Genomic DNA, 15,510 nt, shown 5'->3' on the forward strand with positions numbered 1-15,510 from the left:
AACAACTGCCCGCACGCTCGTCCGTCCCCGGCCAGCGAGAACCACCCCCCCTCGGCACCGCCGGGGCACTCGCGTACGCGCCGCTGGGCGGCAGCGGCGGCGAACCCAGCACCCACGGCGTCCCTCAGTGGTCGCCGTCCTCGTCGCGGGTGCAGCTCGTCGCCTGTGTGCCCCACGTGGCACGCGGCAGCGGCCCGGCCCTGCCGGAGGCCGAACAACGCCGGATCGCGCTCCCCGGCGGGGCCGTGGTCCGGCGGACCGGAGTGGCACCGGCGGACCGGAGTGACACCGGCCGTCGCCGTCGTGGTGGAGCGGCAGGCCGATCCGTGCCATGAGCAGCCGCTCTCCGCCCGGGTCGTGCGGACGGCCAACGCATACGACGGCCTCTGCGGGGAAGGTGTCGGCGGGTCGTCGGCAGCACTGGAGCGACTACGGCTCGGCACCGGCCGAGACCATCAGCCGGAGGTCGTGGAATCGCTCGCCAGAGTCCTGGCGCGGGGCGGTCTGACCCCTGTCCCGCCTGGGTAACCCATGGGTAATGAGCGGGCGTCCGGCCGGGCATGGTTGGATGCGAAAGTAGGCGTGGAACGAGGGTGTCCAGTCGGGACAGGCGGGAATCGTGAGGATCTTCGGGAAGGTACGGCATCGGCCCTCCGCCTCTTGGCGGCAGGCCACGGACCGCGCGTTCACGCTGATCGGCGACGGCCGGTACGAGGACGCGGGAGCACTGCTGACCAGAGCGGCGGACCTGGAACCCTGGCTCTCCGAGTCCTGGTTCAACCTCGCGCTGCTGCACAAGTTCCGGCACGACTGGGAACAGGCGAGAGCCGCGGGCCTCAGGGCGGTCGCCCTGCTCGGCAAGGAGTCCGGCGCCCCCGACTGGTGGAACGTCGGGATCGCCGCCACCGCGCTCCAGGACTGGCCGCTCGCCCGGCGGGCCTGGCAGGCGTACGGGCTCAGCGTGCCCGGCACCGGGCAGCACCCCGCGTCGGCCCGCACCGAGCCGGTCGGCATGGACCTCGGCAGCGCGGCCGTGCGGCTGTCGCCCGAGGGCGAGGCCGAGGTCGTCTGGGGCCGCAGACTCGATCCGGCCAGGATCGAGGTGCTGTCGATCCCGCTGCCGTCCTCGGGCAGGCGCTGGGGCGAGGTCGTCCTGCACGACGGTGTGCCGAACGGCGAGCGGGTCACCGCGGCCGGCCCGTCCTACCCGGTCTTCGACGAGATCGAGCTGTGGGCGCCGTCGCCCGTACCCACCTGGGTGGTGCTCCTGGAGGCCGCGACCGAGGAGGACCGCGACGCCCTGGAGCAGCTGGCGTCCGACGCCGGATTCGCCGCCGAGGACTGGTCGTCCTCGGTGCGGCTGCTGTGCCGGTCCTGTTCGGAGAGCAGCATGGAGAGCGACGAGGGCGACGGCGAGCACCTGGACCCGCACGATCACAGCGAACCCGGTCACCCCGGTCCGCTGGGCCACCGCACCGCCGGTGAGCTGTGGGTGCCCGAGCGGGAGTGCGGACTGGCGGCGCCGCCGGGCCTGGTGCGCGGGCTGCTGGACGGCTGGGTCGCGGACAGCCCCGACAGCCGGGAGTGGCGCGATCTCGAAGAAGTCTGCTGACAGGTGCCCGTAGGCTGTACGCGCACCGATTCCGGTGCGGTCCACATGGTTCTCAGGGTTTTGCAGGAAGGCGTACGGCGGACATGGCGCAGCAGGAGACGGACGAGCAGATCAGCGTCGACGACGAGGGATTTCTCGTGGACACCGAGGACTGTGAGGCGCGCGAGACGGCACATCGCGAGCGCGGCACGTCCCGCCCGATCACGGTCGTGGGCAATCCGGTGCTGCACAAGGAGTGCAGGACCGTCACCTCGTTCGACGACGAGCTGGCGCGGCTGATCGACGACATGTTCGCCAGCCAGCGGACGGCGGAGGGCGTGGGCCTGGCCGCCAACCAGATCGGCGTGGACCTGAAGGTGTTCGTCTACGACTGCCCGGACGACGACGGGGTCCGGCACGTGGGCGCGATCTGCAACCCGGTGCTGGAGGAGCTGGCCCCCGAGGAGCGTCACCTCGACGACTCCAACGAGGGCTGCCTCTCCGTCCCGACCGCCTACGCCGCGCTGGCCCGCCCCGACCGCGCCGTGGTGCGCGGCCAGGACGCCAAGGGCAACCCGGTCAAGGTCCGGGGCAACGGCTACTTCGCGCGCTGCCTCCAGCACGAGACGGACCACCTCTACGGCTACCTCTACATCGACCGGCTCTCGAAGCGGGAGCGCAAGGACGCGCTGCGGCAGATGGAGGAGAACACGCCGCGCTACGAGACCGTGCCCAACGACTGAGCATCCGTCTCACCTGGTGGACAGGGTGGTGGCGCCGCCACCCGTCACCGGCTCGGCCGGACCGCGGAAGGCGCGACGGTACGCGTTCGGCGTGGTGCCCAGCGCCCGTACGAACTGATGACGCAGCGCCGCCGCGGTCCCGAAGCCGGTCCGGTCCGCCACGGCGTCCACCGTCTCGTCCGAGGTCTCCAGCAGGTGCTGGGCCAGCAGCACCCGCTGGCGCAGCAGCCAGCGGTACGGGGTGGTGCCGGTCTCCTGCTGGAAGCGGCGCGCGAAGGTGCGCGGTGACATGTGCGCCCGGTCCGCCAGCTGTTCGACGGTCATCTCGCGGTCGAGATGGCGTTCCATCCAGGCCAGGGTCCCGCCGACCGTGTCGCAGCGGGTCCGGGGCAGCGGGCGCTCGATGTACTGCGCCTGGCCGCCGTCCCGGTGCGGCGGCACCACCATGCGGCGGGCGACGGAGTTGGCGACGTCCGGGCCGTGCGCCCGGCGGAGCAGATGCAGACAGGCGTCGATCCCGGCCGCGGTGCCCGCCGACGTGATGACCGGCCCGTCGTCCACGTACAGCACATCGGGCTCGACGGTGGCCCCGGGGAAGCGACGGGCCAGCTCGGCCGCGTGGGACCAGTGGGTGGTGCAGCGGCGGCCGTCCAGCAGGCCCGCGGCGCCCAGCATGAAGGCGCCGGTGCACACGCTGAGCACCCGGGCCCCGCGCTCCACCGCCGCGCGCAACGCGTCCAGCACCTCCTCGGGGTACTCCCGGTCCCTGAAGGCGCCGCCGGCCGGAACGGCGATCAGGTCGGCCTCCTCCAGCCGGTCGAGCCCGTACGGCGTGGACACCGAGAACCCGGCGTGGGTGGACAGCACCGGGCCGTCACCGGAGACCACCGCGAAGTCGTGCACCGGCAGTCCCTCGCCACTGCGGTCGAGGCCGAACACCTCGCACAGCACACCCAGTTCGAAGGGATGGACCTCGCCGAGCAGCAGGACGGCCACATTGTTCAGCATCCGGACAGTGTGGCAGTAATTCGATGGTTGATGACAGTCCTGCCACTGCCCGAATTCGCCGCCGACGACGAGAGTTGACGGCATGACCACATTCCTGAACTACCTGGGCATACTCGCGCTTTTCGCTCTGGTCGCCCTGCCCGCCCTGATCGGCGCCGCACGGGACCTCCGCGTCGACCGCGCGCTGCGCCGCGCCGAACAGGGACGCGACGACGGACCACCGGGCGCGGCGAGTGACGCGCGCCCGGTGGTCCGTCGTGCTCCGGTCAGGACATCGGTGACCGGCCGGGCTCAGAAGTCGTCGTCGAAGCCGACCGAGCCCTCCACCGCGACCTGGTAGGCGGACGGGCGGCGCTCGAAGAAGTTCGTCAGCTCCTGCACGCCCTGGAGCTCCATGAACGAGAACGGGTTCTGCGAGCCGTACACCGTCGGGAAGCCGAGCCGGGCGAGCCGCTGGTCGGCGACGCACTCCAGGTACTCGCGCATCGACTCGGTGTTCATCCCGGGCAGCCCGTCGCCGCACAGATCGCGGCCGAACTGCAGCTCCGCCTCCACGGCCTCCTTCAGCATGTCCGTGACCTGCTGCTGGAGGGCGTCGTCGAACAGCTCCGGGTCCTCCTTGCGGACGGTGTCCACCACGTCGAACGCGAACGACATGTGCATCGTCTCGTCACGGAACACCCAGTTGGTGCCCGTGGCGAGACCGTGCAGCAGACCGCGCGAACGGAACCAGTAGACGTACGCGAACGCCCCGTAGAAGAACAGCCCCTCGATGCACGCCGCGAAGCAGATCAGGTTCAGCAGGAAGCGGCGCCGGTCGGCCTTCGTCTCCAGCCGGTCCATCTTCTCGACCGAGTCCATCCAGCGGAAGCAGAACTGCGCCTTCTCCTTGATGGACGGGATGTTCTCCACCGCGTCGAAGGCCGCGGCGCGGTCGTCCGGGTCGGGCAGATAGGTGTCGAGCAGCGTCAGATAGAACTGGACGTGCACGGCCTCCTCGAACAGCTGCCGCGACAGGTACAGCCGCGCCTCGGGGGAGTTGATGTGCTTGTACAGCGTCAGCACGAGGTTGTTCGAGACGATCGAGTCACCGGTCGCGAAGAACGCGATCAGCCGGCCGATCATGTGCTGCTCTTCGGGCGTCAGCTTGGCGAGGTCCGCGACGTCCGAGTGGAGGTCGACCTCCTCCACCGTCCAGTTGTTCTTGATCGCGTTGCGGTAGCGCTCGTAGAAGTCCGGGTAGCGCATCGGACGCAGGGTCAGTTCGAAGCCCGGGTCGAGCAGGTTCTTCTGGGTCTTCTCCGGTGTGGTGGTCATTACTGGCAGGCCTCGCAGGACTCGGGGTTTTCCAGGGAGCAGGCGATCGCCTCGGGATCGGCGACCGCGGCTTGTACGGGGACGGTGGCGGCGGCCGGCGCCTGACCGGACGCCGCGCGGGCGATCCGCGTCGCCGGACGCGACCGCAGGTAGTACGTCGTCTTCAGCCCGCGCTTCCAGGCGTACGCGTACATCGAGGAGAGCTTTCCGATGGTCGGCGTCTCCAGGAACAGGTTCAGCGACTGGCTCTGGTCGAGGAACGGCGTGCGGTCCGCCGCCATGTCGATCAGTCCGCGCTGCGGGATCTCCCACGCCGTGCGGTACAGGGTCCGGATCTCCTCGGGAATCCAGGAGAAGCCCTGGACCGAGCCGCTGGCCTCGCGCAGCGCCTCACGGGTGCGGGCGTCCCACACGCCGAGCCGCTTCAGGTCGTTCACCAGGTAGGCGTTGACCTGGAGGAACTCACCGCTGAGCGTCTCGCGCTTGAAGAGGTTGGAGACCTGCGGCTCGATGCACTCGTACACACCGGCGATCGAGGCGATCGTCGCGGTCGGGGCGATGGCCAGCAGCAGCGAGTTGCGCATCCCGGTCGTCGCGATCCGGGCCCGCAGCGCGGTCCACCGCTCCGGCCAGTTCAGCTCGGTGTCGTAGTGGTCGGGGTGCAGCACACCACGGGCGGCCCGGGTCTCGGACCAGGCGGGCAGCGGTCCGGACCGCTCGGCGAGGTCGCAGGACGCCTCGTACGCGGCGAGCATGATCCGCTCGGCGATCCGGGCGGAGAGCGCCCGCGCCTCGGGGGAGTCGAACGGCATCCGCAGCTGGAAGAAGACGTCCTGGAGGCCCATTGCGCCCAGACCCACCGGCCGCCAGCGGGAGTTGGACCGGCCGGCCTGCTCGGTCGGGTAGAAGTTGATGTCGACGACCCGGTCGAGGAAGGTCACGGCGGTACGCACGGTGGCGTCCAGCCGCTCCCAGTCGATCGTCCCGTCCGCCACGAACGCGCCGAGGTTGACCGAACCGAGGTTGCAGACGGCCGTCTCGCCGTCGTCCGTCACCTCCAGGATCTCGGTGCAGAGGTTGGACGAGTGCACCACGCGGCCCGGTTCGGCCGTCTGGTTCGCGGTCCGGTTGGACGCGTCCTTGAACGTCATCCAGCCCTGTCCGGTCTGCGCGAGGGTGCGCATCATGCGGCCGTACAGCTCGCGGGCCGGGATCGTCCTGCGGGCCAGCCCCTTGGCCTCGGCGGCCCGGTACGCGGCGTCGAACGCGTCGCCCCACAGGTCGACCAGCTCGGGCACGTCGGCGGGCGAGAACAGCGACCAGGTGCCGTCCGCGTCGACCCGGCGCATGAACTCGTCCGGAATCCAGTGCGCCAGGTTCAGGTTGTGCGTGCGCCGCTGGTCCTCGCCCGTGTTGTCGCGCAGTTCGAGGAACTCCTCGATGTCCGCGTGCCAGGTCTCCAGGTAGACGGCGGCGGCGCCCTTGCGCCGGCCGCCCTGGTTGACCGCGGCGACCGAGGCGTCGAGGGTCTTGAGGAACGGCACGATGCCGTTGGAGTGCCCGTTGGTGCCCCGGATCAGCGAACCGCGGGCGCGGACGCGGGAGTACGAGAGACCGATACCGCCCGCGTGCTTGGAGAGCCGGGCCACCTGGTGGTAGCGGTCGTAGATCGAGTCCAGCTCGTCCAGCGGCGAGTCCAGCAGATAGCAGGACGACATCTGCGGGTGCCGGGTCCCGGAGTTGAACAGCGTCGGCGAGGACGGCAGGTAGTCGAGCCGGCTCATCAGCCGGTACAGCGCGGCGACCTCGTCCAGCGCCCGGGTCCCCGCGGCCGAGTCGAGCGTGGCCTCCTCGGCGAGCCCGGAGGCCACGCGCAGCATGAAGTGCTGCGGGGTCTCGATGACCTGACGGGTGAGCGGGTGACGCAGCAGGTAGCGGCTGTGCAGCGTCCGCAGCCCGAAGTAACCGAACCGGTCGTCCGCGCCCTCGGCGAGCGCCTGCCCGACCAGGGCGTCCAGGGCGTCCGCGTGGAAGGCGGCGAACTCGGCCGTACGGTCCCCGATCAGACCCTCGCGGTGACCGACGGCGACCGAGGCGGAGAACGAGACCGCACCCTGACCGGCCGCCTCGTCCGCGATGCTGCGGGACAGGAGGCGGGCGGCGAGCCGGGAGTAGGCCGGGTCCTCGGAGATCAGACCGGCGGCGGCCTCGGTGGCCAGACCGCGCAGCTCCGCCGCGTCCGACCGGGCGCTGCGGCCCCGCAGCGCGGCGGCGGCGACGCGGCCGGGGTCGGTGTCCGGAAGGTCGGCGGTGAGGTCGGTCAGGAGCCGCAGCAGTACGGTTCCGGGCCCGTCGCCCTCAGGTCCGTCGGTCTGGATCTCCGCGACTGAAGCCGGATCGGCTGGCGCGATGGTCACGTGGTGCTCTCCCTCGCTCGGCTCGGGGCCGCGGTGGGGAGGCGGGGGCCGGCAGGGGGGTGCCCGGGACGGGCAGCACTCCGTACGGCGTCCACCGGCCCTCCGCGAGGCCCGGACGTATCGGCAATCCGGTTCGGTCGAGCCGGATGCGCTGACGGCAGGTCCTCGGACTTCACGGGTGCGCGAAAGCACACCGATCACACCGTTGCGGGACAGTTCCGGATTCGCACCGGATTCCCCTACGACGACAGCGAGCACGAGCATACATGTGGGGGCCGCTCCATGAAGCGGCCCCCACATGTTGTGTCGCGGTCACTCGAACGCCGGGCAAGGAGGGAGGCGGCGGGAGGACGGGAACGGGCTCCCGCCACGCCTTCGCGGGCCGCTGGGGCCCGTGCGGCGGGTCCGGTGGCCCGGCGGGGTCAGTGACCGCCGGGGGCGCCCGCGGTGGCCGGAGGAAGGACCTCCTGGACGCCGGGGTCACCCGCGTCCGCGGTGTAGTCGGCGGCGGACGTCTCGTCGGTGCCGGCCGGTGCCTTGACCGCGTTCAGGACGAGGGTCAGGACCAGCGTCACCACGACGTTCAGCACGAAGGCCGTCAGCCCGATGTAACCGATCTCACCCAGCCCGGGAATCTCCTTCGACGATCCGCCGAAGTGCTTCTGGGTCGGGCTCGCGACACCGTACGCGGCGAGTGTGCCGTACGCCATGCCGACCGCCCAGCCCGCGAGCAGCGCCCAGCGGTGGAACCAGCGGGTGAACAGGCCGCCGACCAGGGCGGGCATCGTCTGGAGTATCCAGATCCCGCCCAGCAGCTGGAAGTTGATCGCCACCGTCTTGTCCATGCCCAGGACGAAGACCAGCGCGCCCACCTTCACCAGCAGCGATACGAGCTTGGAGACCCGGGTCTCCTGCTCCGGGGTCGCGTCCGGTTTCAGGAAGTCCTTGTAGATGTTGCGGGTGAAGAGGTTCGCCGCGGCGATCGACATGATCGCGGCGGGCACCAGGGCGCCGATGCCGATCGCGGCGAAGGCCACGCCCGCGAACCAGTCGGGGAACATGTTCTCGAAGAGCTGGGGGATCGCCAGCTGTCCGTTGTCCACCTTGATCCCCGCGGCGATCGCCATGAAGCCGAGCAGCGCGAGCAGCCCCAGCATCAGCGAGTACAGCGGCAGGATCGTGGTGTTGCGGCGGATCACGTCACGGCTGCGGCTGGAGAGCGTCGCGGTGATCGAGTGCGGATACATGAACAGCGCGAGCGCGGAGCCCAGGGCCAGGGTGGCGTACCCCCACTGCCCGGCCTCGCCGGGGACGAGCGCCCCGCGCGGGGCGCCGGTCGCCGGATTCTTCCGCGCGAACGCCTCGCCCGCCTTGGCGAAGATGTCGTCGAAGCCGCCGAGCCTGATCGGGATGTAGATGATCGCCACCAGGATGACGATGTAGATCAGTCCGTCCTTGACGAACGCGATCAGCGCGGGTGCGCGCAGCCCCGAGGAGTAGGTGTACGCGGCGAGCACCGCGAACGCGATCAGCAGCGGCAGGTCCTTGACGAACCAGTGGGTGTTCTCGCCGCCGCCGACGCCCATGACGTCGAGCACCGCCTGGATGCCGACCAGTTGCAGCGCGATGTACGGCATCGTGGCGAGGATGCCGGTGACGGCGACGGCCAGTGAGAGCCCCTTGGAGCCGAAGCGTCCGCGGACGAAGTCCGACGTGGTGACGTACCCGTGCTTGTGCGACACCGACCAGAGCCGGGGCAGGAAGGTGAAGATCAGCGGGTACACCAGGATGGTGTACGGGACGGCGAAGAAGCCGGCCGCGCCCGCCGCGTAGATCGCCGCCGGGACGGCGACGAAGGTGTACGCCGTGTAGAGGTCGCCGCCGAGCAGGAACCAGGTGACCCAGGTCCCGAACGACCGGCCGCCGAGGCCCCACTCGTCGAGACTGGCCCCGTTCTCGGCCCTGCGCCAGCGCGCGGCCATGAAGCCGACGACGGTGACGGCCAGGAAGAAGAAGACGAAGACGCCCAGGGCGACGCCGTTCACACCGTCCTTCACGCGGACGCACCTCCCTCGCGGGCGCGCTGGTCACGCTGCCACAACCGGTACGCGGTCATGGTGAGCGCGGTCGAGACGAGCACCCAGAGCATCTGGTACCAGTAGAAGAACGGGATGCCGATGAAGGCCGGGTCGACCTTCGCGTACGAGCCGACCCAGAGCATCGCCACGAACGGCGCGACGAGACAGAGCGCGATCACCACGCGTAAGGGCGTGACCGTGGGTGGCCGCTCTGCTGGGTCTTCCATGGGCGCTTGCGACATGCGGCGACTCCGTCCCCTCGCTGATCACCTGATGCGACGGGCACGAAATCTAGGTGAGGAGTTCGGGCGGCGTCACCCCCTTCTCCGAATCGCCGTCCTCCGGCGCCGGGTTCCGGAGGGGGCCGTGGAGAACGCGTGTGCCCCCGGCGTCGGGGAGACGCCGGGGGCACATGGGGCATTTGGCTCGTACGAGCCGTACAGCGGCCCTCCGACGGCCGGCCGGAGGTGCGCCGACGTCCGTCCGGCGTCCTTCGGCGAGCGACCGACGGAGGGTCAAAAGTTGGTCAACAGCCCCCCGAACGGGGTCAGTCGACCGGGCGCTTGAGGCGCGCCACGAACTTGTACCGGTCGCCCCGGTAGACCGAGCGCACCCACTCCACGGGTTCGCCCTGCCCGTCGATCGAGTGCCGGGACAGCATCAGCATCGGCAGGCCCACGTCCGTACCGAGCAGTCCGGCCTCGCGCGGGGTGGCGAGCGAGGTCTCGATGGTCTCCTCGGCCTCGGCGAGCCGCACGTCGTACACCTCGGCCAGCGCCGTGTAGAGGGAGGTGTACTTCACCAGCGACCGCCGCAGCGCCGGAAAGCGCTTGGCGGAGAGATGGGTGGTCTCGATGGCCATCGGCTCCCCGCTGGCCAGCCGCAGACGCTCGATGCGCAGCACCCGGCCGCCCGTGGTGATGTCCAGCAGCTCGGCCAGGGAGTCGTCCGCCGTCACGTATCCGATGTCCAGCAGCTGAGAAGTCGGTTCCAGCCCCTGGGCACGCATGTCCTCCGTGTACGAGGTCAGCTGCAGGGCCTGCGAGACCTTCGGCTTGGCGACGAAGGTGCCCTTGCCCTGGATGCGCTCCAGCCGGCCCTCGACGACCAGCTCCTGGAGCGCCTGCCGCACCGTGGTGCGTGAGGTGTCGAACTCGGCCGCCAGGGTTCGCTCCGGTGGTACGGGCGTACCGGGCGGCATGGTGCCCGTCATGTCGAGGAGGTGCCGCTTGAGGCGGTAGTACTTCGGGACCCGCGCGGTGCGTGTCCCGGCGCCCGATTCGCTCTCCGTCGTACCCCCGTCGGCGCCCATGGCCCGCCTTCCCGACTGCTGCGTTGCTGCCGTCACCGGCTCCTCCGTCTGTCGCGGCTCACATGGTGGCACGGTCCGGTCACGGCTCGTCGCCCTCCCTCAGGTGTCGGTCCTATAACGGACGCGAGTGCACTTCTTATACACCCTTGACACCCCTAAAGGTCTAGGCCAAGCTCCCGGTACTGGTCTAAACCATTAAAGACCAGGTCCCAGCCCCAGCAGTACTTCGTCGGATGTCTTCGCGGTGGGCGGGGGTTGTAAGCACCCTGAGGAGGGTCTGGCGTGAAGCGCAAGCTCATCGCGGCGATCGGCGTCGCGGGCATGATGGTCAGCATTGCCGCGTGTGGTGGTTCCTCGTCTGACGACGACGGAGGCAAGAAGGCGGGCGCGGACGGTTTCAAGGGGCAGACCCTGACCGTCTGGACGATGTCCGGCTCGAACCCCGACGGCTGGACCAAGACGGTCACCGAGGAGTTCGAGAAGAAGACCCAGGCCAAGCTGAAGATCGAAGTCCAGGCGTGGAACGGCATTCAGCAGAAGGTCACCACGGCCCTCTCCGAGTCCAACCCGCCGGACGTCCTGGAGATCGGCAACACGCAGACCCCGGCGTACGCGAAGACCGGCGGTCTCGCGGAGCTCGGTGACCTCAAGAAGGAGATCGGCGGCGCCTGGCCCGACGCGATCAACGCCCCCTCCGTCTTCGACGGCAAGCAGTACGCCCTTCCGTGGTACTTCGGCAACCGCGTCGTCATGTACAACAAGAAGGTCTTCAAGGACGCCGGCATCACCGAGACGCCGAAGACCCGCGCCGAGCTCTTCAAGGCGTTCGACGCCATCAAGGCCAAGGGCGACGCCGAGCCGATCTACCTGCCCGGCCAGAACTGGTACTTCTTCGACGGTCTGCTCGTCGGTCAGGGTGTCGAGCCGGTCAAGAAGGAAGGCGACAAGTACGTCTCCAACATGGCCGACCCGAAGGTCGCCGCGGCCATGGACGTCTACAAGCAGTACCAGTCCTACTCCAAGGCGCCCAAGGACAAGGACGAGGCCACCCCGCAGCAGGCCGACGTCTTCGCCAACGGCAAGACCGGCGCGATCATCGCGATGGGCTACGAGGCCGGCACCGCCATCAAGGCCAACCCGAAGATCAAGGACGACATCGGCTTCTTCACCATCCCCGGTGAGACCGCCGACAAGCCCGAGGGCGTCTTCCTCGGCGGCTCCAACTTCGCCGTGGCCGCGGGCAGCAAGAAGCAGGACCTGGCCAAGGAGTTCCTGAAGATCGCGCTCTCCGAGGCGAACGACGGCGCGCTCGTCAAGGAAGCCGGCTGGACCCCGAAGTCCGAGGCCATGCAGAAGTACGCCGTGGGTCAGCCCGCCGCGGAGGCCGCCGGTCCGGCAGCCATCAAGTCCGGTGGCACCACCCCGCTGATCGCCGAGTGGGCCCCGGTCGAGAACCCGCCGAACCCGATCAAGACCTACATGACGCTGGTGCTGCAGGGTAAGTCGCCTGCCGATGCCGCCAAGCAGGTCGAGGGCGAGCTCAACAAGCGCCTCGCGCAGAAGCAGTAAGGGTGTGCTGTCGGGGGATGGGCTCCACCAGGAGCCCATCCCCCGACAGCCGATTTGTGTGTCCCATGGTGCCAAGGAAGAGATGGCGAGCATGACCGTGCAGACCGAACGGCCACCCTCCGGGCCGGCAGAGGTGGAAAAGAGGTCCGGCGGCGGACCGGGCGGGCCTGGGGGCAGAAGCAGAAAGACGGCGCTCGCGCCCTATCTGCTGCTGGCGCCTCCGGTGGCCGCGACCCTGGTGTTCCTCGGCTGGCCGTTGGTCAAGAACACCCTGTTGTCGTTCCAGAACCTCAACATGGGACAGCTGATCCAGCATGTCACCGAGTGGAACGGCATCGAGAACTACAAGGACGTCCTCGGCGGTTCGGACTTCTGGCGGGTCACCGGCCGGTCCATCGCCTTCGCCGGGACCAACGTCGTCCTGATCATGGTCCTCGGGACACTGGTCGGTCTGCTGCTCGCCCGCCTCGGCAAGCGGATGCGGATCACCCTGATGATCGGCATCGTGCTCGCCTGGGCCATGCCCGTCATCGCGGCGACCACCGTCTACCAGTGGCTCTTCGCCTCGCGATTCGGTGTCGTCAACTGGATGCTGGACGCGATCGGCTTCCACTCCATGGCCGACTACAACTGGGTCGGCGGCCAGTTCTCCACCTTCTTCGTGATCACGGTGCTGATCGTCTGGCAGTCGATCCCGTTCGTCGCGCTCAACCTGTACGCCGCCACGACGACCATCCCCAAGGAACTGTACGAGGCCGCCTCGCTCGACGGCGCCGGGGTCTGGAAGAGCTTCACCTCGGTCACCATGCCGTTCCTGAGGCCCTTCCTCTACGCGACCACGTTCCTCGAAGTCATCTGGGTGTTCAAGGCGTTCGTGCAGGTCTACGCGATCAACGCCGGTGGCCCGAACCGGCTCACCGAGATCCTTCCGGTCTACGCGTTCATCGAAGGCATGGGCAACCAGCACTTCGGCATGGGCTCGGCGATCGCGATGCTCACCATCGTGATCATCCTCGGCCTCACCGCGTACCACCTCCGGATCACTGTCAAGCAAGAGGAGGACGAGCTGTGAAGCGCTCTCCGCTCGGCCGTATCTGGCCCAACGCGACGGCCGTCGTGCTCGTCATCGCCTTCGTCTTCCCCGTCTACTGGATGTTCGCCACGGCCTTCAAGCCGACCGGCGACATCATCACGGACAACCCGGTCTGGTTCCCGACCGACGTCACGTTCGAGCACTTCAAGACCGCGATCAACGCCGAGAACTTCTGGACGCTGGTCCGCAACTCGCTCACGGTCACCATCCTCGCGGTGGTGTTCTCCCTGGTCCTCGCGCTCGCCGGCTCGTTCGCCCTGGCCCGGATGCGTTTCAAGGGCCGCCGCGGCTTCATCATCGGCTTCATGCTCGCCCAGATGGCGCCCTGGGAAGTCATGGTCATCGCGATCTACCTGCTGGTGCGCGACGCGGACATGCTCAACAGCCTGATCCCGCTGACCTGCTTCTACACGATCATGGTGCTGCCCCTCACGCTCCTCACCCTGCGCGGATTCGTCGCCGCGGTGCCCAAGGAGCTGGAGGAGTCGGCCATGGTCGACGGCTGCACGCGCCGCCAGGCGTTCGTGAAGGTCATCCTGCCGCTGCTGGCACCCGGCCTGATGTCGACCTCGATGTTCGGTTTCATCACCGCGTGGAACGAGTTCCCGCTGGTACTGGTACTGAACAAGGACCCCGCCTTCCAGACCCTGCCGCTGTGGCTGTCGCAGTTCCAGACGCAGTTCGGCAGCGACTGGGGCGCCACGATGGCGGCCTCCACGCTCTTCGCGATCCCGATCCTGATCCTCTTCGTCTTCCTGCAGCGGAAGGCCGTCAGCGGCCTGACCGACGGTGCAGTGAAGGGATAGCACGGTTCCTATGACCACCCTTGTCTCCACCACGGACACCGTGACGCGCGACGCACTCGCCGTCCTGCAGCCCGGGTTCACCGGCACCACCGCGCCCGACTGGCTGCTGCGCAGAGTCGGCGAGGGCCTCGCCTCCGTCGGACTGTTCGGCCGCAACGTCCGGACGCCCGAGCAGCTCGCCGCGCTCACCGCCCAGATCCGGGCCGAGCGCGACGACGTACTCATCGCGATCGACGAGGAGAGCGGCGACGTCACCCGCCTGGAGGTCCGCCAGGGGTCGTCGTTCCCCGGCAACCTCGCCCTGGGCTCCGTCGACGACGTGGACCTGACCCGCGCCGTCGCGCAGGAGCTGGGCCGCAGGCTCGCCGAGTGCGGCGTCAACTTCGACTGGGCACCCACCGCCGACGTGAACTCCGACCCGGGCAACCCGGTCATCGGCGTACGGTCGTTCGGCGCGGACACCCAGCTCGTCGCCCGGCACACCGCCGCGTACATCGAGGGCCTCCAGGCCTCCGGCGTCGCCGCCTGCACCAAGCACTTCCCCGGGCACGGCGACACCGCGGTCGACTCGCACCACGCGATGCCCCGCATCGACGTCGACCTCGAAACCCTGCACGCCCGCGAGCTGGTGCCCTTCCGGGCCGCCATCGCGGCGGGTTCCAAGGCCATGATGAGCGCGCACATCCTGCTGCCCGCCCTCGACCCGGACCGCCCCGCGACCCTCAGCCCGCAGATCCTCACCGGTCTGCTGCGCGAGGAGCTGGGCTACCAGGGGCTGATCGTCACCGACGCCGTCGAGATGCAGGCCATCTCGTCGACGTACGGCATCGAGCACGGTTCCGTCCTCGCCATCGCCGCGGGCGCCGACGCGCTCTGCGTCGGCGGCGGCCTGGAGGACGAGGGGACCGTACTGCGGCTGCGCGACGCCCTGGTGGCGGCGGTACGCAGCGGTGAACTGCCCGAGGAGCGGCTGGCCGACGCCGCCGCCCGGGTACGGGCCCTCGCGTCCTGGGCGCAGGGGGCCAGGGGGGCTGTCACGGGGCCGGGCGCGGCAGTGCAGGAGGGGACCGCGCCCGGCACCGTCATCAGCTCCGACATCGGTCTGGTGGCCGCGCGCCGCGCCGTGACCGTCACCGGCACCGCCGACCGGCTGACCGGCCCGGCCTATGTCGCCGCGTTCACCCCGGTCCCGAACATCGCGGTCGGCGACGAGACCCCCTGGGGTGTCGCCGCCGAGCTGACCGCGCTGCTGCCGGGCACCGAGGGAGTCATGTACGGCAGCGACACCGAGGCCCCCGCGGCCGAGGTGCTGCGCGCGGCGGGCGACCGCCGGATCGTCGCGGTCGTCAGGGACGCCCACCGGCACTCCTGGATGACCGACGCGCTCGACGCCCTGCTGGCGGAGCGCCCCGACACCGTCGTGGTCGAGATGGGCGTCCCGCAGTCGGAGCCGAGGGGCGCGCTGTACATCGTGACCCACGGCGCCGCCCGCGTCTGCGGTCGCGCCGCGGCGGAGGTCATCACCGGCGTCTGACGCCACGCACCACCCTGCCCCCGGTCCCGGCCGCGTGCCGGG

The 15,510-nt window shown here is 69.7% G+C and carries 14 protein-coding genes and 1 riboswitch; of the genes, 8 read left to right on the forward strand and 6 right to left on the reverse strand.

Going from position 1 to position 15,510, the window contains the following annotated elements:
- Window positions 1-282 precede the first annotated feature (282 nt).
- The 3 genes from PZB75_RS21890 (at window position 283) to def (ending at window position 2,334) form a co-directional block, all read left to right on the forward strand.
- Entirely contained in the window at window positions 283-528 is a 246-nt protein-coding gene (locus tag PZB75_RS21890) for a hypothetical protein (RefSeq protein ID WP_275536998.1), read from the forward strand.
- Between the two features lie 91 nt (window positions 529-619).
- Window positions 620-1,612 carry a hypothetical protein gene (locus PZB75_RS21895; RefSeq protein ID WP_275536999.1) on the forward strand — a complete coding sequence of 331 codons (993 nt, stop codon included), beginning with the start codon at window positions 620-622 and terminating at the stop codon, window positions 1,610-1,612.
- A gap of 83 nt (window positions 1,613-1,695) precedes the next feature.
- Window positions 1,696-2,334 carry a peptide deformylase gene (gene def / locus PZB75_RS21900; protein ID WP_275537000.1) on the forward strand — a complete coding sequence of 213 codons (639 nt, stop codon included), beginning with the start codon at window positions 1,696-1,698 and terminating at the stop codon, window positions 2,332-2,334.
- A gap of 9 nt (window positions 2,335-2,343) precedes the next feature.
- Here the strand turns inward: def and PZB75_RS21905 are convergent, their stop codons facing one another.
- Entirely contained in the window at window positions 2,344-3,342 is a 999-nt protein-coding gene (locus tag PZB75_RS21905) for a helix-turn-helix domain-containing protein (RefSeq protein ID WP_275537001.1), read from the reverse strand.
- Between the two features lie 82 nt (window positions 3,343-3,424).
- Between PZB75_RS21905 and PZB75_RS21910 the strand changes: the two genes are divergently transcribed.
- Window positions 3,425-3,682, forward strand: a complete 258-nt coding sequence (locus tag PZB75_RS21910; protein WP_275537002.1) for a hypothetical protein — start codon at window positions 3,425-3,427, stop codon at window positions 3,680-3,682.
- Here the strand turns inward: PZB75_RS21910 and PZB75_RS21915 are convergent.
- From PZB75_RS21915 to PZB75_RS21935, 5 genes are all read right to left on the reverse strand, one after another.
- Window positions 3,634-4,659, reverse strand: coding sequence for a ribonucleotide-diphosphate reductase subunit beta (locus PZB75_RS21915; protein ID WP_275537003.1), 1,026 nt, complete (start codon window positions 4,657-4,659; stop codon window positions 3,634-3,636). The genes PZB75_RS21910 and PZB75_RS21915 overlap by 49 nt on opposite strands.
- Window positions 4,659-7,070 carry a ribonucleoside-diphosphate reductase subunit alpha gene (locus PZB75_RS21920; protein ID WP_275538811.1) on the reverse strand — a complete coding sequence of 804 codons (2,412 nt, stop codon included), beginning with the start codon at window positions 7,068-7,070 and terminating at the stop codon, window positions 4,659-4,661. The genes PZB75_RS21915 and PZB75_RS21920 overlap by 1 nt, the downstream gene beginning before the upstream one ends.
- A 144-nt stretch (window positions 7,071-7,214) precedes the next feature.
- Window positions 7,215-7,357, reverse strand: a riboswitch (cobalamin riboswitch).
- Between the two features lie 141 nt (window positions 7,358-7,498).
- Window positions 7,499-9,133 (reverse strand): sodium:solute symporter family protein, encoded by a 1,635-nt coding sequence (locus PZB75_RS21925; RefSeq protein ID WP_275537004.1) that lies wholly within the window; start codon window positions 9,131-9,133, stop codon window positions 7,499-7,501.
- The gene (locus PZB75_RS21930) at window positions 9,130-9,396 is read right to left on the reverse strand and encodes a DUF3311 domain-containing protein (protein WP_275537005.1); all 267 of its coding nucleotides are present in this window, start codon (window positions 9,394-9,396) and stop codon (window positions 9,130-9,132) included. Before PZB75_RS21930 ends, PZB75_RS21925 begins: the two co-directional genes overlap by 4 nt.
- 305 nt (window positions 9,397-9,701) lie before the next feature.
- Window positions 9,702-10,466, reverse strand: coding sequence for a GntR family transcriptional regulator (locus PZB75_RS21935; protein WP_275538812.1), 765 nt, complete (start codon window positions 10,464-10,466; stop codon window positions 9,702-9,704).
- Window positions 10,467-10,748: 282 nt separating this feature from the next.
- Between PZB75_RS21935 and PZB75_RS21940 the strand changes: the two genes are divergently transcribed.
- From PZB75_RS21940 to PZB75_RS21955, 4 genes are all read left to right on the forward strand, one after another.
- A complete protein-coding gene (locus tag PZB75_RS21940; protein ID WP_275537006.1) occupies window positions 10,749-12,035 on the forward strand; it encodes an extracellular solute-binding protein in 1,287 nt (428 codons plus the stop codon).
- Between the two features lie 91 nt (window positions 12,036-12,126).
- A complete protein-coding gene (locus PZB75_RS21945; protein ID WP_275537007.1) occupies window positions 12,127-13,107 on the forward strand; it encodes a sugar ABC transporter permease in 981 nt (326 codons plus the stop codon).
- Entirely contained in the window at window positions 13,104-13,934 is an 831-nt protein-coding gene (locus tag PZB75_RS21950) for a carbohydrate ABC transporter permease (RefSeq protein ID WP_275537008.1), read from the forward strand. The genes PZB75_RS21945 and PZB75_RS21950 overlap by 4 nt, the downstream gene beginning before the upstream one ends.
- Window positions 13,935-13,944: 10 nt before the next feature.
- Complete coding sequence (locus tag PZB75_RS21955; protein ID WP_275537009.1) at window positions 13,945-15,468, forward strand: glycoside hydrolase family 3 protein; 1,524 nt, start codon at window positions 13,945-13,947, stop codon at window positions 15,466-15,468.
- The last annotated feature ends 42 nt before the right edge of the window (window positions 15,469-15,510 follow it).

Source organism: Streptomyces sp. AM 4-1-1 (assembly GCF_029167625.1).
In the GTDB taxonomy this organism is placed as follows: domain Bacteria; phylum Actinomycetota; class Actinomycetes; order Streptomycetales; family Streptomycetaceae; genus Streptomyces.